Raw genomic sequence first — 18,907 nt, 5'->3', positions numbered from 1 at the left:
CGGGTCAGGTGGCCGGCAACGGGCGGCCGTGCGCGTCCACACACTCGCGGGCGAAGAGCCGCAGCAGCTCCGGCAGGTGGAAGTGCTGGCCCGGATCGTCCGAGTCGACGGGCAGCAGCAGATTGTGCTGGACCAGGTGCTCCACCATCCGGTTGGCCTGCTGCCGGGGCAGGCGCAGGATCTCCACCGCGCTGGCCGGGGTGATGAACGAGCCGGCGCGGGCCAGCGCGCGCAGCGCCCGGCGGGCGTCGACGTCCAGCGCCTGGTAGCTGACCGAGAGGCTGCCGCGCACCGAGATGTCCCCGACGGCCAGCTCGGACAGCCGGTTCTCCTCGTCCTCCAGGTGCGCGGCGAAGCCGGGCAGGGCGACGTCGGGCTGGGTGACGAGCCGGCTGCCGACGATCCGCAGCGCCAGTGGCAACAGGTCGCAGGCCGCGGCGATCCGGCCGAACACCTCCGGTTGCTCACGTACCCGGCGCTCACCGGCGATCGTGGCCAGCAGTTCCACCGCGTCGGCGCGGTCGAGCGCGCCGAGCGTCAACCGCCAGCCGACGTCCAGGTCCAGCAGGCGCTGCCGGCTGTTGATCAGCACCAGGCTACGGCCCGCGCCGGGCAGCAGCGGGCGCACCTGCTGCGCGCAGTGGACGTCGTCGATGATGAGCAGCAGCCGTCGGCCGGCGAGCGCGCACCGCAGCGCGGCGGAACGCTCCCGGATGTCCTCGGACACGTCGGCCAGCGGTACACCCAGCTCGACGAGCAGCTCCCTGATCAGTTCGCCGCTGCCGCGGGGTGGCTCGCCGCTGCTGTCGAAGCTGACGAAGAGCTGACCGTCGGGAAAGAGGTCGGCCAGGTCGTACCCGCTGGACACCGAGAACGACGACTTGCCGACGCCCGGCGCGCCGGACACGAGCACGACCCCGGCGTGCTCGTCGGCGCCGGCCGGGTCGGCGATCCCCTCGGCGATGGTGCGGAGCTGGCTGGCCGTGGTGTCCCGGCCGACCAGGGACGGCGGCTTCATCGGCAGGGCCTGCGGGCTCGGCGGCGGGCCGGGCGGCGCCGCGGGCCCGGCGCCGAGGGCCGCCGGCCAGCCGGAGGGTGGTCGGACCTCGGCGGAGTCCCCGTCCAGCGCGGCCTGGAGGGCGCCCTGGAGGGTGGGACCGGGGTCGACGCCGAGCTCGTCGACGATGCCGCGCCGGGCCTGCTGGTACACGGCCAGCGCCTCGGCCACACGCCCCTCCAGCGTCAGCGCGGTCACCAGCTGCGCCTGCCGGCGTTCGTCGAGCGGCTCCTCGGCCACCATCCGGCGCAGCGACGGGATGACCCGGGCCGGTTGCCGCAGTCGCAGGCGCAGGTCGAACAGCTCGGTCGTGATCTCCCGGTGCTGCTCCCGCAGCGCCGTGACGGTCGCGCCCAGGTCGGTGCCCGGATCCGCCAGGTCCTCCAGCGGGGGCCCGCCCCACAGCTCGACCGCCTGGTCGAACAGCTCGGCGGCGACCTCCGGCCGGTCCCCCCGCGCGGCCCGGCGGGCGTCGTCGGTGAGACGCCGGAACCGCAGCAGGTCCAGCTCGTCCTCGTCGACCCGCAGGTGGTAGCCGGTGCCGTCGTGGACCAGCCGGTCGGCCGAGTCGCCGCCGCGGTCCAGCGCCTGCCGCAGCCGGTGTACGTACGTCCGCAGGTTGCGTACCGCCGACGCGGGCGGCGCGTCCGGCCACAGGCCGTCGACCAGCCGGGAGGTGGCGACCGTGCGCCCCGGGCTCAGCAGCAGCACGGCGAGCAGAAGGCGGGGCTTGGTGCCGGTGAGCGTGATCGGGTGATCGTCCACGTGAAGGGCCAGCGGGCCGAGGACACTGAACCGCATCGATGTATTCCCCCGCTCCGCAGGACCGTCCACAGTGTGGTGCACGGCTGGAATTCCCACCTTCGGCTGGGGAATACCTCGATCCCAGATGGTGCAAGTTGTCACCGATCGGTGTGTATCTCGTGACCCCGGGTGAGTTGCGCCGTCGCCCGGTGCGCCGCGTCGAGCACCGCCACCGCGTCCGCCACCCCGGCGCCCGCCGACCGGCCCGCGCGGACCAGCTCGGCGAAGTCCTCCGCCTGGCAGGCCAGGGCCGCGTACATGGTGGCGTCCCCGTCGGCCGGGTCGAGGAAGGCCAGCCGCTCGTGGTCCCGGGTGCCGAACACCTCCACCGTCGCCATGTCGCCGCCCCGGTGGTGCCGGCCGAGCGAGACCAGCGCGGTACCGCCGCCGGACAGGCCGAGCAGCGCCTGCGCGCTGTCCACGTCCCGGCCGCGTACCGCCGGGTCGGTGACCGGACCGGCGGGCTGCGCGGCGACCCGGTCGATCTCCTGCCCGGTCAGCCACCGGATCTGGTCGAACTCGTGCACGCCCATGTCCACGAAGATCCCGCCGCTGCCGGTGCGGAACGCCGCCGCCGGCGGCTCGCCGTCCCACTGCGACGCGGCCACGAACAGGACCTCGCCGAGCGCGCCGCCGGCGATCCGCTCGCGCAGCCGGCGCAGCTGCGGGACGAACCGCCGCCAGTAGGCGACCTGGAACGGGATCCCGGCGGCGGCGGCCATCCGCCCCGCCTGCGCGGCCCCGGCCGGGTCGAGCCCGGCCGGCTTCTCGCACAGCACCGGCAGCCCGGCCTCGGCGGCGGCCGCGACCAGCTCGCCGTGCCGGCCGGTGGGCGCGGTCACCAGGAGACCGTCCGGCGTGGCGTCCGCGAGCAGGTCCGCCACGCTCGGGTACGCGGGCAGCCCGGCCGCGGCGACCTCCGCCCGTGCCGCCGGAACCGGGTCGACCACGTGCCGGATCCGGACCGTCCGGTGGTCGGCCAGGGCCCGCAGGTGGTGGCGGCCCATCCGGCCCGCCCCCACAAGTGCCAGCCGGAACTCATCGCTGCCGGTCATCGTCGGTTCCCTTCTTCTCGTCGGCGTCGTCCGTAAGGTCGGGGCTCAGCCAGCCGGCCAGCGCGGCCACGACGGCCGGCGCGCCGGTGGCCAGGACCGCCATCCCGTCGTGGCGCCACCGCCGGGTCACCCCACCGGCGGCCTCGACCAGCGCGGTGCCGGCCGCGACGTCCCACGGCGCGGGGTCGAAGCTGACGAACGCGTCCAGTTCCCCCCGGGCCACCGCCGCCAGGTCGCAGACCGTGGAGCCGGAGTTGCGCAGGTCCGCGACCAGGGGCGCGACGCCGACGAGCGACTGGTACGCCCGCCGCCGCGGGCCGGGCGCGTTCGGCACCGCGAACGCCACCAGGGCGTGCCCCGGCGCGGCCTCCCGGTCGACGGTGACCGGGACGTCGCCGTCGAGCGCGCCGTCGCCGTCGAGCACCAGGCAGGCGCCGGTTGCCGGTTGCAGGATGGTGGCGGCGACCACCTGGCCGTCGCCGTCGTCACAGCCGGTCGCCACCGCGATGCTCACCGCGTAGCGGCTCGCCCCGTGGCTGAAGTTCAGCGTGCCGTCGAGCGGGTCGACGATCCAGCGCAGGCCGGAGCAGCCGGCGCTGAGCCCGGACTCCTCGGCCAGGACGGCGTCCTGCGGCCGGTCGCGGGCGAGCAGGTCGAGGATGGCCCGTTCGCTGGCGTGGTCGGCGGTGGTCACCGGGTCCTGCGCCGCCCCGCCCTTGTGCATGGTCCGGAAACCCTGGCTCCGTGCCTCGCGGATCGCGTCCGCCCCGGCCCGCGCGGCGCGCAGGCTCAGGTGGCGCAGGTCGCCGGGAGCGGCGCCGATGCTCATCGCGCCACCTGCGCTTCCGCCGGTGCGGCGACCCGCGCGTAGTGGCCGTCCACGAACAGCAGCGGTGGGGTCGGCCGGAGCAGGCCGGCGGAGCGGACCGCGCCGATCAGCACGGCGTGGTCACCGGCCGGGTCGGCGGAGACGGCCTCGCAGCCGAAGTACGCCACCCCGTCGGTCAGGCGCGGGCAGCCGGTCGCCCGCTCCGCGTCGTAGGTGACACCGGTGAAGCCGTCGGCGCCGCTGGGCCGTCCCCGGCTGGCGAACCAGGCCGCCTCCGCGCGCTGGTCGTCGGCGAGCACCGTCACCGCGAAGCGCCCGGTACGCCGGACCGCGCCGAGCAGCCGGCAGTCCCGCCGCAGGCAGACCAGCAGCATCCGGGGCGACAGCGACACGGTGGTGAAGGAGTTGACCGTCATGCCCACTGGGCCGTCGGGTCCGACGGCCGTCGCCACCGCCACTCCGGTGGCGAACCGCCCGGCCACCGAACGGAACGCCCCTTCCTGCTCGTGTCCGTCTCCTGTCCCGGTCATCGTCGTTCTCCTCTCGTCGCGCTGCCGACCAGGTCGGCGGTCCGGCGCCGGTCGGTCTTGCCGTTGGCGTTCGTGGGAAGCGCGGCCACGTGGTGGATCCGGGCCGGCACCATGTAGCCGGGCAGCCGGTCCGCGCACCGGCGGGTCAACTCGGCGGTGATCCCGGCGGCGCCGGTGTAGACGGCGCGCAGGGCGACGTCGGCGCCCGCGCCGAACGCCAGCACCACCGCGTCCTGCACCCCCGGGTGGCCGCGCAGCACCATTTCGATCTCGCCGAGTTCGATCCGGTAGCCGCGCAGCTTCACCTGGTCGTCCAGGCGGCCGTGGTGCACGAGCGTGCCGTGCTCGCGGCGGACCCGGTCCCCGGTGCGGTAGTACCGGCGACCGGCGTACGTGACGAACCGGTCCTCGTCGTCGGCCGGGTCGAGGTAGCCGTCGAACCGCTGCGGCCCGTGCACGCACAGCTCGCCGTCGTCACCGCCGACGGTGCCGTCCTCGCCGCGCAGGATCGCGTCGAGCCCGGGGTGCGCGTCACCGATCGGCACGGTGCCGTTCGAGGTGGCCGGCCAGTCCGCCGGATCCGCCGGCAGCCGGTGACCGGTGCAGGTCACGGTCAGCTCGGTGGGACCGTAGAGGTTCTCCACCACGCTGCCCGGCGCCGCCGCCGCCCACGCCCGCGCCTGCTCCAGCGTCAGCGCCTCGCCGGCGAAGAGGCTGTGCCGCAGACCCGGCATGGCGCCGGGGGAGAGCATCCGCATCCGGCGGGCCAGCGAGACCACCGAGGGCACCGAGAACCAGTGCGTGATCCGTCGTTCGTTGACGAACCGCACCGGCGTCAGCACCTCGTCGGGCTGCGGCACCACGAGCGTGGCGCCGCCGCCCCAGGCGACGAACATGTCGAAGACGGACGGGTCGAAGGTCAGGTCGAAGGTCTGCGACAGCCGGTCGCCCGGGCCGACCGGGTAACGGTCCCGGCAGCACGTGAGGAACGCGTCGACGTTGCGGTGCCGGATCGGCACGCCCTTGGGCCGCCCGGTCGAGCCGGAGGTGAACAGCAGGTACGCCACGTCGTCCGGCGCCACCGGGGCGGCCGGCGGCGGGACGCCCGGCGCGCCGTCGAGGCGTACCGTCACGGCGCCGCCCGCGACCTGCGCCGCCGTCGCGGCGCCGGCGTCGTCGACCACCAGCGCGTCCACCCCCGCGTCCCGGCACAGCCGGGCGGTGCGGGCCGGTGGGAAGGCCGGGTTGAGCGGCACCACCACCGCTCCGGCGCGCAGCGCGGCCAGATAACCGGCGTACGCGGGCAGGCTGCGGGCGGCCAGCAGGCCGACCGCGCGCGGGCGTCGGCCCACCTCGGTGTGGATCCGGCCGGCGAGGCCGTCGGCGAGGTCGCGCAGCCGGCGGTAGGTCACCGGCTCCCCGCCGACCTCCAGCGCGACCGCCTCCGGCACCCGTGCCGCGGTTCGCTCGAACCACTGGTAGAGACTCACGGCGTTGCTCCCTTCGCTGTGCTGTCGTCGATCGGCGTCCCGCCGCCACCGCGGGACGCCCTCAGGTCACCGCGCCGGCCAGCTCGTCGGCGTGGTCGGCGATGCCGGCGAGCATCGCTCCGGTTGCTCCACCGGCGATGCCGAACATGGCCGCCTCGGTGCGCAGCTGCGCCTCCCCGCCGTCGCGGAACGCGTCCGCGCCGCGCAGGCGCACCGCCTCGGCGGCGACCCGGTCCACGGTCTCGGCGGCGCTGACCTTGAGCAGCATCCCGGTGACCGCGGACGGGACGGCCGCCGGCGCGTCCAGCAGCGGCGCGCACAGCGCGTCGAGCTGGTGCGTGGCGACCAGGCACCGGGCGTACCGCTCGCGGACCGCCGGGCGATCCCACAGCGTGCCCGCCCCGGCCGGCCGGCGCCGCAGCCAGTCGCGCAGGCCCGCCAGCATCCGGTGGCACATGGCCCGGGCCCACAGCGCCCCGGCGACCCGTTCGACGCCGACCTGCCGGGCGAACCCGGCCAGCGCCCGGCCGGGGCGGCCCAGTACGGCGTCCGGGCCCAGCGCCACGCCGGCGAAGCGCAGGTGGCCCACACCGGACCCGGCGAACGCCCGGCCGGCGGATCCGACTGTCACGCCGGGCGCGTCGGCCGGCGCCAGCACCCAGCAGAAGCTGGTGAAGTGCCGCGCCTCGCGGTGCCGGGCCAGCACCAGCGCCGCGTCGCAGCTCGTCGCGTTGGTGATCCAGTCCTTGCCACCGTCCAGGACGGCGCCGTCGTCGCCCAGCTTCACCCGGGTCGTGGCGTCGAGCAGGTCCGATCCCGACCCGGCGGCGTCGGTGACGGCCAGCGCCACCACGGTCTCGCCGCGCAGCATCCCGCGTCGCGCGCGCTCGGCCGGCCCGGTCGCGCCGGCCAGCAGCGGCAGCACCGTGGCGACCTGGACGCAGACCGACAGCGTCACGCCGAGCGGGCACCGGGCGTCCAGCTCGGTGAGCAGGGCCGACAGCCGCCGGGGGTCGGGCTGGACGCCGTCGGCGTAGAGCGCCTCGATGGTCCCGGCGGCGCCCAGCGCGCGCCACACCGCACCCGGGTCGGTGGGGTCCACGCCGGACAGCGCGGCGCCCGCCGGGGCGGCGTGGTCCCCGGCCGACGTCGGTGTCGGTGTCGGCTCAGGCAAGACGCACCCCCGGGTCGCGCAGTGACAGCGCCCCGTTCGCCAGGCGCAGCCGGTCGTTCGCGTAGTTCAGCGAGGCCGAGCGCAGATCCCGGAACGTGCGCTCCAGCGCCAGCGGCGAGTCGGTCAGGTAGCCGTGGCGCAGGCCCGCCAGCTCGACCAGTTCGTGCGCGGCGGCGAAGGACTCCTCGGCCGCGCGGATCTTCAGCGTGTTGAGCAGCAGTTGCACCGGCGCCGCCGACATGTCCGGCGCGCCGGTGACCACCGAGACGGTGTGCCGCAGCAGCGCGTGCGCCGCGTCCAGCCGGGCCCGTATCCCGGCCAGCCGCAGCAGCACCAGCTCGGAGGAGGGGGCGAACTGCCGCCGTCCCGCCTCGCTGCGGGCGTGCCGCAGCACCCGGGCGTACGCGCCGGCCGCCGCCCCGATCCAGGCCGCCGCCCAGCCGACGTGCGCCAGCGGCGCGAAGACAGTGGTGGCGATCTCCCGGAACCCGCCGTGTTCGCCGATCACCTGCCACTGCGGCACCGCGCCGCGCAGCCGCATCGGGACGCTGTGCGTGGCCCGCATGCCCAGCGGGCGCCACCCGCCGGTGACCTCGACCTCCACCTGGTCCCGGTCGGCGTAGACCAGGTCCACCTGGGCCGCCGAGCCGGCGCCCGGGGCGCGGGTGGTGATCAGGAAGGCGTCCGCGTACGGGCCGCCGGTGACGATCGGGGCCTGCCGGTCGACGCGCAGCATCTCGCCGTCGTGCTCCAGCACCGACTCGGCGGTCAGCAGGTGACCGCCCTTGCCGGCCTCGGTGGTGACCGAGCCGAGATACCGCTCGCCCCGGGCCACCGACGGCAGCACCTCGGCGCGCAGCTTCTCCCCGCCGTACGCGGTGATCGCGGCGACCTGCTGGCAGTGCATGGCGAAGACCATCGCCACCGACATGTCCACCCGGCCCAGCGCCAGCGTGACGTCGACCAGATCCGGCAGCGTCCCGCCGGCGCCGCCCTCGGCGACCGGGACCAGCAGCCCCAGCAGCCCGGTACGGCGCATGGCGTCCAGCGCCTCGGTGGGGAAGGCCGCGGTCTCGTCGGCCTCCCGGGCGTGCTCCGCCGCGATCTCGGCGACGGTCTCGACGGCCGGGGCGTACCCGGCGACGGCCGTCATCGGGAACCACCGCCGACCGGTGTGCGCAGCTCCTCGACCACGCCCCACAGCCCGCCGGCGGTGGCGAACGTGGAGTCGACCAGCTTGTCGTCGGGCACGGCGACCCCGAACGTCTCCTCGATGGCGAACAGCAGCTCGATCTCGCGCATGGAGTCCAGGCCGAGGTCGCGCAGCCGGGCGTCCTCGGTGATCTCCTCCTTGCCGGCGAACTTGAGGAACGGCCGGAGCAGCTCGGTGAATTCGGTGTTCATGACGTCACCTTTCTTCTCGTGGTTCGTCAGTGGCTCCCGGCGGGTCGACCGGGTGCCGTGTCAGGGTCAGCCGGGACGTCTCGACGACGCGGTCGCCGTCGCAGACGACCTCGACCGGCGCCGGATGGCCGAGGAAGGCCAGCAGGCTCGCCGAGAGCCCGTACGCCCCGACGTTCGGCACGGCGAGCACGTCGCCGGGCCGTACGTCGGGCAGGCTCGCGGCTCGCGCCCAGGTGTCCAGCGGCGTGCACAGCGGCCCGGCGACGATCGCGGCCTCCAGTGGCGCGCCGTCGCGGTCGTCAGCGGCGTGCAGGGCGGGCACGAGCGGCGGCAGCCGGCGCAGGCCGGACATCCCGCCGAGGTGGTTGATGCCGGACTCCAGCACCACCACCGGCGTGCCCTGCGACCGCTTGACGTCCAGCACCCGGGTCAGCAGCGTGCCGGCGGTGGCGGTGAGGAACCGTCCCGACTCGAAGGCCACCGTGGGCGCGCCGTCGCGCCAGCCGGGGAAGAGCCCGTCCAGGGCCGGGCCGACCCGGTCGGCGAGGCCGGTCAGGTCCGCGTTGTGGCCGGGCCGGGCGAACGGCGCGCCGAAGCCGCCGCCGAGGTCGAGCAGGGTCAGGTCGATGCCGAGCAGGTCCCGCAACCGCCGGGCGGTACGCGCCGCGGCGGTGAACTGGGACACCAGCGCGTCCACCGAGTCGACGTTGCTGCCGGTATAGAGGTGGAACCCGCGTACCGGGGCCGACGGGCGGGAGCGGAACCGGTGCGGTTCCCGCTCGATCCAGTCGGCGTCGGCGCCGAACTGGGACGCGACGCCGGTCATGGTGAGCCCCTGACCCGGGTTGGGCACCCGGTCGTTGACCCGCAGCAGGCAGCGCAGTTCGACGCCGTGCGCGGCGGCGATCCGGTCGGCCTGGTCCAGGCCCTCGGGAGAGTCGACGGAGAACCAGCGGACCCCGGCACGCACCGCCTCGGCCACCTCGGCGTCGCGCTTGCCCGGTCCGGTGTAGAGCATGCGGTCACCCGGCACGCCGGCCCGCAGCGCCGCGGCCAGCTCGCCCGGCGAGCAGATCTCCGCGTCGCAGCCGGCGGTGTGCAGCGCCGCCACCAGTGCCGGGTGCGGGTTGGCCTTGAGCGAGTAGAACAGCCGGCTCGGCGCGGGCAGCGCGGCGACCAGGGCGGCGTGGCTGGCGCGTACCCGGGCCAGGTCGTAGCGGTAGGCCGGGGTGTCGAAGGGCAGGTCAGCCATTGTGCTCACCCGCCAGCCGGGCCAGCGCCCGCCGGTCCACCTTGCCGTTGCCGGTGAGCGGCAGGTCGGGTAGCACGACGCAGCGCGCCGGCACCTTCATCTCCTCCAGCTGCTCCCGTAGCCGGCGCAGCACGTCGGCGGGGGTGAGCGCGGCCACCACGAACAGCGTCGCGCCGTCGTGGCCGTCGGCCGGCGGCAGCACCCCGGCCGCGGCCACGCCGTCGACCCGGTACGCCGCGGCCTCCACCTCGGTGGCGCTGACCCGGGTGCCCTTCTCCTTGTAGACGTCGTCGCGCCGGCCGGCGAAGTGGACGTACCCGTCGTCGTCCACGTGGCCGTGGTCGCCGGTGTGCAGCTGCGGGAAGAGCCCGTGTACGCGGCGGAACCGCTGGGCGGTCAGCTCGGGCCGCCGCCAGTAGCCGGCCATCACGTGCGGGCCGCGTACCACCAGCTCGCCGGGAACGCCCGGTGGTTGACGCCGCCCCTCGGCGTCCACTGTGAAGATCTCGGTGCCGGGCAGCGCCCGCCCGCAGGCGCCGGGCCGGCGCAGGTCGGCGTCCGGCGGCATGATCGCCGCGCGTTTGCACTCGGTGAGGCCGAACATGAGCTGGACGCTCAGGCCGGGCAGCAGCCGGCGCAGGCCGGCCAGCACCTCCGGGGGCATGGCGGCGCCGGTGTTTGTGAGCAGGCGCAGCGGCGGGCGCGGCGCGCCCGCGCGGCCGAGCAGCCGCAGCAGGTTGATCGCCAGCGACGGCACGCAGGGCAGCACCGTGGCGCCGGACTCGACCAGGCTCACCAGCAGGCGGCCACCGGTCTCCGCGCTGTCGCCCAGGCGCAGCCGGGCGCCGGCGACGGTGCTGAGGAAGATCTGGTAGAGGCCGTAGTCGAACGAGGGCGGCAGCAGGACGTGCACCACGTCGTCGGGCCGGTAGCGCAGCTCCGACTGGATCGCCCGGACGGCGAACGTGACCTGGGCGTGCGTGGAGACCACCGCCTTCGGCATGCCGGTGCTGCCGGAGGTGTAGATCAGGCAGACCGGGTCGACGGCGAGCGGGGCCGGGCCGGTGGGCGCGTCGCCGATCGCCGTGGCGGACGCGGCGTGCCGCGCCTCGGCCGCCCTGTGGACCGGGACGCTGCGGGCGCGGGACAGGCCGGTCAGGACCGGGTCGTCGGTGAGGACCAGGACCGGTTCGGCGTCGTCCAGCACGTGGGCGAGGGCGACCTCGGGGGCCGGCGTCCGGAGAACGACGAAGACCGCGCCGGTACGGGCGACCGCGTACAGCAGCGCCGGCAGCGTCGCGTCGGCGGGCAGCGCCACCAGCACCCGGTCGCCGCGCCGGACGCCCTGCCCGCGCAGCCAGCCGGCCAGGCGCAGGCTGTCGGCCCGCACCTGACGGTACGTGCGCTCGACGGTCCCGTCCCCGGCGGCGGGCGCGTCGGGGCGCGCGCCGGCGGTGCGGTCCAGCAGGTCGTGCAGCAGTTCGGCACTCATCGGGCACCTCCGGTGGCGGCGCCGAACATGGCGCACAGGGAGCCGACGTCGCGCAGGTCGGCCGCGGAGAGCGCGGTGGCCGGAACCTCGACGCCGAGCCGCCGCTCGACCCGGTCGATGACGTCCACCAGCCGGAACGAGTCGAAGCCGGGAAGCTCCCGGAGCACGTCGGTGGTGCGCAGCGTCGAGCCGTCCAGGTCCAGGGTTTCGCCGAGCGCGCCGAGCACCGCGGCGCGTACGCCCTCTCCACCTGCCGGGTCCGGCGCGGGCCGCACGGCGTCGTGGCCGGGCGTGGCGGCCGGTTCGGCGATCGACTCCAGCGCGTCGAGGTGGTCGGAGATCAGCTCGCCGAGCACGTCCGCCAGTTCCGGCGCGGCCGGCCGGCCCGCCTGGGCCCGCCGCAGCGCCACGTAGCTGCGCGTGGCGAGCTGCTGCCAGCGGGCGGCCTGCCCGGCCAGCGCGGCGGCGGCCTCGGGCCGGACCTCGGCCAGCCAGCGTTCGTGCAGGTCGCGGGCGCGGGCCAACAGCCAGACGTCGAGCACGAAGCGGTGCAGCCCGGACACGGTGTCCAGGGCGGCGCCGGTGCGGTCCAGGTAGCGGGCGATCTCCGGGCGGGCCCGGCGAGCCCGGGCGGCGTTGCCGGCGAGCATGGCGGGCACGTCGATCGCCGGCGCCGGGTGCGCCGTCACCGCCAGCGTGTGCGCGCCGCCGGCCAGCGCCGCGTCGAACGCGGCGATGGGCAGCCGCCACACGCCGGGCCGCGCGGGGCCCCAGGCGGTGTCGTTGTGGTAAGCGTCGACCACTGTGACCTGATCCGGCCCGGCCTCGGTGGCGAGGAAGCTGTGCCGCATGTGCTCGTGCCGGTGGTAGGGACACCACGGCAGGTCGTACGCGTCGGCGGTGACGTAGAGCGGCTGGCCGGGCGCGCACAGCCGGCGGACCTGCGGGCCGTCGAGCTGCATCCACCGGCCCTCGACGCGCAGGCCCAGCAGGTCGACCGCTTCGGCGGCCCGGTCGTCCGAGGTCGCCTCGACGGAGATCAGAGCGTCCTGATCCCGGGTGCGGAACCCGTACCGGGCGCCGAGGGCGAGATGGCTGCCGGACCCGTTCGCGTAGTCGGCGAGCAGAGCGAAGCTCGTCTGGAGACAGTCCAGCGCGGTCGCGTGCAGACCGGTCAGGATCGGCGTCCACACCGGATCCGTGCTCGGCCGGTCCGGCGCGTTCGGGACGTGTGGGGACATGGGAGGCTCCTCGATGCGGATACGTGGGGCGGGGCCGCCGGCGCGGGAGTCGCCGCGCCGGCGGCCGGTACGAAGGTCAGCTGTCGCCGCGGCCGTCCAGCCCGTTGGCCCAGCTGGCGAGCGCCTGCGCCTGCTCGGCCAGCGCGTGCTCGTCGGTGCCGATCGGGTCCTTGAAGAAGAACCCCAGCTCCTCGATCGGGCCGACGTGCCCGGCGCGGTGCGCCGCGGCGGTCAGCCGGGCCAGGTCGAGCACCAGCGGGGCGGCCAGCGTGGAGTCCACCCCGCTCCAGGTGAGCTGCATGGACATCCGGACGCCGAGGAAGCCCTCGAACGAGACGTGGTCCCAGGCGGTCTTGTGGTCGCCGAGGTCCGGCACGTTGTCGATGTGCAGCGGGGCGGTGACGTCCTCACCGAGCAGCGCGGGCAGCACGCCCGACTTCGAGCTGAGCTTGCTGCGGGCGTTGCGCGGGTCCTCCAGCGTAGCCCCGTCACCGCCGCCGAGCAGGTTCACCCCGGCCCAGGAGAGCACGTGCAGGGCGCGGCTGGTGAACATCGGCGCCAGGGCGGTACGCAGCAGCGTCTCCCCGGTCTTGCCGTCGGAGCCGGCGAACGGCACCCGCTCCCGCTGCGCCAGCATCTCCAGCGCGGGCAGCCGGGCGCCGGTGGACGGGGTGAAGTCGACGAAGCCGCAGCCGGCCCGGAACGCCGCGTACGCGACCACCGAGCTGGCCGGCAGCGCCTTGTCGTCCGGGTCGGCCAGGGCGCGGGTCAGCGCGTCCAGGTCGTCGTGCTCGGGCCGGTGGTCGGCCGGCGGCTCGGTGGAGGACACGTTGATGACGACGACCCGGGACAGCCCGTGGCGGGCGCGGAACTCCTCGATGTCGCCGGCCAGCCGGTCGACCACCTCGGCCAGCGGTCCGGTCTCGGTACGCGCGTCGTAGCCGGTGCGCAGGTTCTGCTCGACCTCGGGCAGGCTGCCCCGCACGGCGGCCAGCACCGGCGCCGGGATGACACCGGAGTCGACGAGCGACTCGGCCTTCTTCTCCAGCGGCGTGTCGACGATGTCGTGCCCGCCGACCACCAGGTCGGTCCAGCTCACCAGCGGCGCGTCGCGCAGCATGCCGGTGTCGGTGACGCAGCCGGTCGAGTCGGCCATGCCGGCGCGCAGCGCCAGCAGACCGGTGATCGCCGTGGTGGCGACCGAACCGCGGGCGCCGTTGAGCCACACGCCGACGGGTGCGTCCGTTTCGGGGGACGGGGCGTGCGAGGTCTCGCGTTGGGTGACGGTCACGGGAAGACTCCTTCTCTGGGTGCGCCGGGACGGCGCGGTTCAGCGGGTGAGCACCTTGGTGACGGCGGCGGCGATGTCCTCCATGTCCTGTTCGGTGCCGAGGAAGGTGCTGTGGTGTGTCTGGACGGTGTGTGCGGCGAGCCACTCGGTGTTGGGGTACGTGCGCTCCCGGTGGATCGCCGCGAAGCGTTCGGCCAGCGGCGCGAGCAGCGGCTTCGTCCACGGCTGCAGCAGGCGGCTGCGGTGCAGCGGCTCGTCGGTGCAGTAGAACCGCCGGCCCAGCTCGGCGGTGAGCGCGGCGGCCACGGCGGCGTTGTCCAGGCCGGCCGGCAGCTCGTCGAAGACGATCGTGCCCTCGTAGATCGAGATGCGGGTCTGCCCCGGCGCCGGTTGCAGCAGCCGTACGCCGTCGACACCGTCCAGCAGCTCGCCGAGCAGCCGGTAGTTGTGATTGCGCACGTCGTGCTGGCCGTCCAGGACGGCCAGTTGCGCGCAGGCCACGGCGGCGGAGAACTCGCTCAGGCAGAAGTTGGCGCCCTGCACACCGGCGCTCTCCTCCAGGTCCAGTTCGCCGGCCGGCGTCCGGTCGCCCCGGTAGCGGCGCGAATCGGCCCGCAGCTCCTCGAGCACCGGCGCGAGCGTGTCGTCGTCGGTGACCACGGCCCCGCCCTCACCGCAGGTGAGGACCTTGCCGTGCTGGAAGCTGAAGCAGCCGAGCCGGCCGAGCGAGCCGGCCTGGCGGCCCTGCCAGGTGGCGCCGTGGGCCTGCGCGCAGTCCTCCACGACGGAGATGCCGCGCGGCCGGGTGACCGCGTCGAGCGCCGGCACGTCGGCCATGTTGGAGGCCCAGTGCACGGCGACCACGGCCCGCGGGTCCACGGACAGGTCGAGGTCGTCCGGCCCGACGCAGCCGGTGTCCCGGTCGACGTCGACGAGCACCGGGACCAGGCCGGCGCGCAGCGCGGCGGTCGCGGAGGCGGTCCAGGTCAGCGCCGGTACGAGCACCGTCTCGCCGTAGCCGAGGCCGAGTGACTCCAGGGCCACCACCAGGGCACTGGACCCGTGGTCGACCGGCACGCAGTGGCGGGTGCCGACGTAGCGGGCGAAATCGGCGGCGAAACGTCGCTCGAACAGGACGGTGTCGCCGACGGACGGGCTGCTGATCGCCCACCGGCCGCCGGTCAGCACCGCGGACAGGTTGGCGGCGGCATCCGGCGCGGGGGTCGGCCAGCGTGGCCATGGGCGGTCCGGCGGGCGGACCGGCCGGCCGCCGTCCACGGCGAGCCGCCGGTCGATGGGGATGGAGGTCGTCATGCCTTCGACCTTGATGGCCATCGATACATCAGCGGTACATGTGCGATGGCCGCAACGGCCGGCGCTGTGTATCGGCGCTGTACCCCGGTGGTCGAACCTCGGGGCATGAGCCGATCCGCATCGCCCGTGGGCGAACCGACCGAACCCCGCGCCGTCACGCGCGGCGTCTCCGTGGTCATCCCGGTCAAGGACCGGGTGGCGGAGATGCGCCGCCAGCTCCGCAGTCTGCGCGACGCCGCCCCGAACTGCCCCGAGCCGGTGGAGGTGGTGGTCGTCGACGACTCGGCGCCCGCCGCGGCCGCCGCCCACCGGGCGGCCTGCGCCGAGTACGGCGCCCGCTACGTGCGCGGGCCCCGGCACGTCGGGGCCAAACGGAACCTGGGCGTCCGGCACGCCCGCCACGACCTGGTGCTGTTCACCGACTCCGACTGCCGGGTGCCGGCCGACCTGATCACCCGGTACGCGGTCCGGCTGCGCGCCTCCGGCGAGGAGGTCGCCGGCGTCACCGGCCCGGTGATCGTCGAGCCCGGCGACAGCGCGTTCTTCCGCGTGATGCGCCGCTCCTACCTGCTGCTCGGCGACCTGACCCGGCCGCTGCACTACGAGCGCGTGTCCTGGGGCGCCGGCGCGAACATGGCCGTCAAGCGCGCCGTCTTCGAGGCGGTCGGCGGGTTCCCGGAGGACTCCCCGATGCCGCTGGGCGGGGAGGACCTGCACCTCGGGCTGCTCCTCACCGACGCCGGCTACGTGCTGCTCACCGACCCGGACGGCGTGGTCACCCACGACACCGGCGTCGCCGACACCTTCCGCGCGGTCGCCTACCGGTTCACCACGTACGGGCGCTCCGAGCAGTGGCTCTGCCTGGCCCACCCGCACCGGCGCCGGTTCGTGCTCAACACCGCCAGCACGCTCGCCGTGACCGCGCTGGCCGGGCTGCTGACCGCCCGGCGCAGCGGGGGACGCAGCCTGCTCGCGGTGCCGGCCGTCGCGGCCGCCGTGATCGCCGCGAAGACGCCCGGCCGGCTCGGCGGCGACCGGGGACCACGCGCGGTGGCCGAGTCGGCGGCCTGCGCGGCGATCGAGACGCTCTTCGACGGGGCCGCGTTCGTCACCTCGCTGCGGCTCGGCCGTCCCGACCTGCTCTTCACCGGCTTCCGCGCGCCGGACGAGGCGGACTACCAGCCGGACGAGACGGACCACCGGCCGGTCGCGCCGGTGCTGGCGGCCTGACGGGGGGAGTGGCAGTGCCGACGACGTACCCGCTGGCCCCCGGCCAGCAGATGATGTGGGAGTTCATGACCGCGCTCGACCCGGCCCGTCCCGGCGCCTCACGGCTCGTGGTGGTGGAGTTCCGCCGGTTGCGCGGCACGCTGCGGGTCGACGTGCTGCGGCAGGCGATGCAGGACGTGGTGGACCGGCACGACGCGCTGCGGATGCGGTTCGACCGCATCGGCGTGCAGCCCGAGGTGCGGATCCTGCCGCACGTGGAGTCGCCGCTGGAGTACGTCGACCTGTCCGGACTGCCGCCGGCCGAGCAGCAGGCCCGCGTCGAGCAGATCGCGTACGCGCACCGCAACGACGCGTTCGACCCCGGCCGGGCGCCGCTGTGGCGGGCCGCGCTGGTCCGGCTCTCCGCGACCGAGCACGTGCTCGCGCTCTGCTTCTTCCACATGGTCTCCGACGGCTGGTCGTGCCGCGTCGTGGTGGAGGACCTGTGCCACGCGTACACGGCCCGGCTCGGCGCGGCCGACCCGCAGCCGCCGCTGGGCGTGGACCCGGCCGCGCTCGCCGCGCTCCAGGAGGCGGAGCAGTCCGGCAACGGTGTCGACGCCGCCGCCCGGGCCGCGTACTGGCGGGACCGGCTGCGGCCGGTGGAGCCGTACCAGCTGTTCCCGGCGGCGCCGCCGGCGCCGGACGTCGCGCTCAGCGCCGAGGTGGCCACCCGCTTCGCGTTCCCGCCCGAGATCACCGCGCGGCTGCGCCCGGCCGCACGGCGGGCCCGCACCAGCCCGTACGTGCTGCTGCTCGCCGCGTACCTGGTGCTGCTGTCGCGGCGGGCCGGCCGGTCCCGGGTGGTGCTGGGCACCACCACGCTGGGCCGGGAGAGCCCGCTGTCCCGGCAGCTCGTCGGGCAGTTCACCAACAACGTCTACCTGCCGGTCGACGTCGCGCCGGACGCGCCGATGAGCGCTGTGGTCGGCGCCGCGCACGCCTCGCTGGCCGGGGCCGTCGCGCACGCCACCGCGTACCACCGGCTGGCCCGGGCGGTCCGTCCCGGCTTCGCGGCGATCCGCCCCTGGCCGGACAACCACCTGTTCGACGCCTGGTTCCAGTCCGCCGCGTCGGCGTCGCCGGTGCTGCACTGCCCGGACCTGCGGGTGGAGCCGGTCGACATCACCGCCCGGGCCGCGCCCGGCACGCCGCCGCCCGTGGTCGCCGCGGACGTGCCGCCCGAATGTCTGCCCGTCTGGGTCAAGCGGGGTTCACCGATCGTCGTGGTGGACGACGACCGGGCCGGCGGCGTGGTGATCCGCAACCGGGGTGTCTTCGGCGACGACCTGGTACGCGGGCTGATCGACGACTACGTCGCGGTGGTCTCGGCGCTCGTCACCGACCCCGGCACCACACCGGAACGGGTACGCCTTCCTGACGGTGCGTGCTTCCTCGACCACGCGATCGGGTAGGAGTTCCGACGGACCGATCCCAGAGAGGTACGACGACCATGACGGACACCTCGACGAACCAGCACACGACGGAGCAGCCCGCGCCGCCGGTGCCCCGCTCGGCCGTACGGGCCCGCTGGTCGGTGGCGCTGCTCTTCGTCATCATGGGCCTGGCCATCGGCGGGTGGTCGGCCCGCGTGCCGGAGGTGCGGGACGCGGTAGGGGTCGGCAACACCGGCTGGGGCCTGGCGAACATCGCCACGAACGCGGGGGAGCTGGTCTCCCTGGTCGTGGTGGCGGTGCTGATCAGCCGGATCAACACCCGCCGGCTGGCGCTGGCCGGGGCCGCGCTGATCCTGCTCAACGCGCCGCTGCTGGCCGCGTCCACCACTGTGGTGGCGCTGGTCGGCGGCCTCGCGGTCTGGGGCTTCGCGGCGAACCTGCTGGCCACGCCGATGAACGCCCAGTCGGTCGAGGTGCAGAAGCGGTACGGGCGGCCCATCCTGTCCACGTTCCACGCGGGCTTCAGCATCGGCATGCTGGTCGGCGGCCTCTGCGGCACCGGGGCCGCGGCGATCGGGATGTCCCCGTCGGCGCAGATGGCCGTCACCAGTGTCCTGCTGGGCGCGCTGCTGATCGCCACGCACCGCTGGCTGCCCGACACGCCCCGCCAGGAGACCAAGGACGGCGAGGCGCGGCGCCGGCTGCGTGACCGGTTCACCCCGCAACTGCTGCTGCTCGCGGTGATCGCCTTCCTCGCCTCGTTCATCGAGATGGCCGGCGCCCAGTGGAGCGCGCTGTACGCGACCGAGGTGGCCGGCGCCACGGCGGTGCTCGCCGCGGCCACGTACACCTGTCTCTCGCTGGCCGCGACCGTCGCCCGGCTGTTCGGCGACCGGCTGGCCGGCCGGGTCGGGCGGATCCGCTTCGTCCGGCTGTCCGCGCTGGTCGCGACAGCCGGCGTGGCGCTGCCGGTGGCGTACCCCCATCCGGCGGCGGTGATGGCCGGGTTCGGACTGCTCGGGTTCGGCCTGGCGTGCGTGACCCCGACGGTGCTCGGCTTCGCCGGTGAGCAGCCGGGCCTCACGTCCGGCGAGGGCGTCTCCGTGGTGGCGATGGGCCAGTGGCCGGGCGCGCTGCTCGCGGCGCCGGTGATCGGCCTGCTCGCCGGCGCGCTGGACCTGCGTACCGCGTTCGTGGTGGTGGCCGTGCTGGCGCTCGCCGTGGTGGCGTTGATCGGGCGGGTCCGGGCGGCGGCGCTGCCCGGCGAGAGCCCGGCCCCGCCCCGGCCGTGACGGCCGGGGCGGGGGC

At 75.4% G+C, this 18,907-nt stretch carries 16 protein-coding genes; 3 read left to right on the top strand and 13 right to left on the bottom strand.

The window, feature by feature from the left end:
* Positions 1 to 4 precede the first annotated feature (4 nt).
* From J3R08_RS18935 to J3R08_RS18875, 13 genes are all read right to left on the bottom strand, one after another.
* The gene (locus tag J3R08_RS18935; protein ID WP_209962307.1) at positions 5 to 1,858 is read right to left on the bottom strand and encodes an AfsR/SARP family transcriptional regulator; all 1,854 of its coding nucleotides are present in this window, start codon (positions 1,856 to 1,858) and stop codon (positions 5 to 7) included.
* A gap of 101 nt (positions 1,859 to 1,959) precedes the next feature.
* Positions 1,960 to 2,916, bottom strand: a complete 957-nt coding sequence (locus tag J3R08_RS18930) for a Gfo/Idh/MocA family protein (RefSeq protein WP_209962305.1) — start codon at positions 2,914 to 2,916, stop codon at positions 1,960 to 1,962.
* The gene (locus J3R08_RS18925; protein ID WP_209962303.1) at positions 2,900 to 3,745 is read right to left on the bottom strand and encodes an inositol monophosphatase family protein; all 846 of its coding nucleotides are present in this window, start codon (positions 3,743 to 3,745) and stop codon (positions 2,900 to 2,902) included. The genes J3R08_RS18930 and J3R08_RS18925 overlap by 17 nt, the downstream gene beginning before the upstream one ends.
* Complete coding sequence (locus J3R08_RS18920; RefSeq protein WP_043323361.1) at positions 3,742 to 4,275, bottom strand: flavin reductase family protein; 534 nt, start codon at positions 4,273 to 4,275, stop codon at positions 3,742 to 3,744. The genes J3R08_RS18925 and J3R08_RS18920 overlap by 4 nt, the downstream gene beginning before the upstream one ends.
* Positions 4,272 to 5,765 carry an amino acid adenylation domain-containing protein gene (locus J3R08_RS18915; protein ID WP_209962301.1) on the bottom strand — a complete coding sequence of 498 codons (1,494 nt, stop codon included), beginning with the start codon at positions 5,763 to 5,765 and terminating at the stop codon, positions 4,272 to 4,274. The genes J3R08_RS18920 and J3R08_RS18915 overlap by 4 nt, the downstream gene beginning before the upstream one ends.
* 61 nt (positions 5,766 to 5,826) lie before the next feature.
* Entirely contained in the window at positions 5,827 to 6,939 is a 1,113-nt protein-coding gene (locus J3R08_RS18910) for an acyl-CoA dehydrogenase family protein (RefSeq protein ID WP_209962299.1), read from the bottom strand.
* Positions 6,932 to 8,092, bottom strand: coding sequence for an acyl-CoA dehydrogenase family protein (locus J3R08_RS18905; protein WP_209962297.1), 1,161 nt, complete (start codon positions 8,090 to 8,092; stop codon positions 6,932 to 6,934). The genes J3R08_RS18910 and J3R08_RS18905 overlap by 8 nt, the downstream gene beginning before the upstream one ends.
* On the bottom strand, positions 8,089 to 8,343 hold the full coding sequence (locus tag J3R08_RS18900) for a phosphopantetheine-binding protein (protein WP_064445644.1): 255 nt from the start codon (positions 8,341 to 8,343) through the stop codon (positions 8,089 to 8,091). Before J3R08_RS18900 ends, J3R08_RS18905 begins: the two co-directional genes overlap by 4 nt.
* A gap of 4 nt (positions 8,344 to 8,347) precedes the next feature.
* Positions 8,348 to 9,595: an alanine racemase gene (locus J3R08_RS18895; protein ID WP_064445645.1), complete on the bottom strand. Its 1,248-nt coding sequence runs from the start codon at positions 9,593 to 9,595 to the stop codon at positions 8,348 to 8,350.
* Entirely contained in the window at positions 9,588 to 11,087 is a 1,500-nt protein-coding gene (locus J3R08_RS18890; RefSeq protein WP_209962295.1) for a class I adenylate-forming enzyme family protein, read from the bottom strand. Before J3R08_RS18890 ends, J3R08_RS18895 begins: the two co-directional genes overlap by 8 nt.
* Positions 11,084 to 12,328 carry an acyl carrier protein gene (locus J3R08_RS18885; RefSeq protein ID WP_209962293.1) on the bottom strand — a complete coding sequence of 415 codons (1,245 nt, stop codon included), beginning with the start codon at positions 12,326 to 12,328 and terminating at the stop codon, positions 11,084 to 11,086. The genes J3R08_RS18890 and J3R08_RS18885 overlap by 4 nt, the downstream gene beginning before the upstream one ends.
* A gap of 76 nt (positions 12,329 to 12,404) precedes the next feature.
* The gene (locus J3R08_RS18880; RefSeq protein ID WP_051610915.1) at positions 12,405 to 13,619 is read right to left on the bottom strand and encodes an inositol-3-phosphate synthase; all 1,215 of its coding nucleotides are present in this window, start codon (positions 13,617 to 13,619) and stop codon (positions 12,405 to 12,407) included.
* Positions 13,620 to 13,658: 39 nt separating this feature from the next.
* Positions 13,659 to 14,933, bottom strand: a complete 1,275-nt coding sequence (locus J3R08_RS18875) for a DegT/DnrJ/EryC1/StrS aminotransferase family protein (RefSeq protein ID WP_245254771.1) — start codon at positions 14,931 to 14,933, stop codon at positions 13,659 to 13,661.
* Between the two features lie 105 nt (positions 14,934 to 15,038).
* Here J3R08_RS18875 and J3R08_RS18870 point away from each other — a divergent pair, with 105 nt between their 5' ends.
* Genes J3R08_RS18870 through J3R08_RS18860 form a run of 3 tightly spaced genes read left to right on the top strand, consistent with a single transcriptional unit; the run spans position 15,039 to position 18,891 of the window.
* Complete coding sequence (locus J3R08_RS18870) at positions 15,039 to 16,163, top strand: glycosyltransferase (RefSeq protein ID WP_245254770.1); 1,125 nt, start codon at positions 15,039 to 15,041, stop codon at positions 16,161 to 16,163.
* A gap of 14 nt (positions 16,164 to 16,177) precedes the next feature.
* Entirely contained in the window at positions 16,178 to 17,617 is a 1,440-nt protein-coding gene (locus J3R08_RS18865; protein ID WP_209962289.1) for a condensation domain-containing protein, read from the top strand.
* Positions 17,618 to 17,655: 38 nt separating this feature from the next.
* Positions 17,656 to 18,891, top strand: a complete 1,236-nt coding sequence (locus tag J3R08_RS18860) for an MFS transporter (RefSeq protein WP_064445650.1) — start codon at positions 17,656 to 17,658, stop codon at positions 18,889 to 18,891.
* Positions 18,892 to 18,907: the final 16 nt, after the last annotated feature.

The sequence above is a fragment of the Micromonospora sp. HB375 genome (genome assembly GCF_017872985.1).
Lineage (GTDB): Bacteria > Actinomycetota > Actinomycetes > Mycobacteriales > Micromonosporaceae > Micromonospora > Micromonospora chalcea.
This window is presented reverse-complemented; position numbering and strand designations above follow the sequence as displayed.

What these genes read in the sequence shown, in the direction of transcription:
- J3R08_RS18925 (WP_209962303.1), bottom strand. Translation starts at nt 3,745, where the DNA reads ATGAGCATCGGCGCCGCTCCCGGCGACCTGCGCCACCTGAGCCTGCGC.
- J3R08_RS18895 (WP_064445645.1), bottom strand. Translation starts at nt 9,595, where the DNA reads ATGGCTGACCTGCCCTTCGACACCCCGGCCTACCGCTACGACCTGGCC.
- J3R08_RS18870 (WP_245254770.1), top strand. Translation starts at nt 15,039, where the DNA reads ATGAGCCGATCCGCATCGCCCGTGGGCGAACCGACCGAACCCCGCGCC.
- J3R08_RS18930 (WP_209962305.1), bottom strand. Translation starts at nt 2,916, where the DNA reads ATGACCGGCAGCGATGAGTTCCGGCTGGCACTTGTGGGGGCGGGCCGG.
- J3R08_RS18920 (WP_043323361.1), bottom strand. Translation starts at nt 4,275, where the DNA reads ATGACCGGGACAGGAGACGGACACGAGCAGGAAGGGGCGTTCCGTTCG.
- J3R08_RS18900 (WP_064445644.1), bottom strand. Translation starts at nt 8,343, where the DNA reads ATGAACACCGAATTCACCGAGCTGCTCCGGCCGTTCCTCAAGTTCGCC.
- J3R08_RS18860 (WP_064445650.1), top strand. Translation starts at nt 17,656, where the DNA reads ATGACGGACACCTCGACGAACCAGCACACGACGGAGCAGCCCGCGCCG.
- J3R08_RS18890 (WP_209962295.1), bottom strand. Translation starts at nt 11,087, where the DNA reads ATGAGTGCCGAACTGCTGCACGACCTGCTGGACCGCACCGCCGGCGCG.
- J3R08_RS18905 (WP_209962297.1), bottom strand. Translation starts at nt 8,092, where the DNA reads ATGACGGCCGTCGCCGGGTACGCCCCGGCCGTCGAGACCGTCGCCGAG.
- J3R08_RS18875 (WP_245254771.1), bottom strand. Translation starts at nt 14,933, where the DNA reads ATGACGACCTCCATCCCCATCGACCGGCGGCTCGCCGTGGACGGCGGC.
- J3R08_RS18935 (WP_209962307.1), bottom strand. Translation starts at nt 1,858, where the DNA reads ATGCGGTTCAGTGTCCTCGGCCCGCTGGCCCTTCACGTGGACGATCAC.
- J3R08_RS18885 (WP_209962293.1), bottom strand. Translation starts at nt 12,328, where the DNA reads ATGTCCCCACACGTCCCGAACGCGCCGGACCGGCCGAGCACGGATCCG.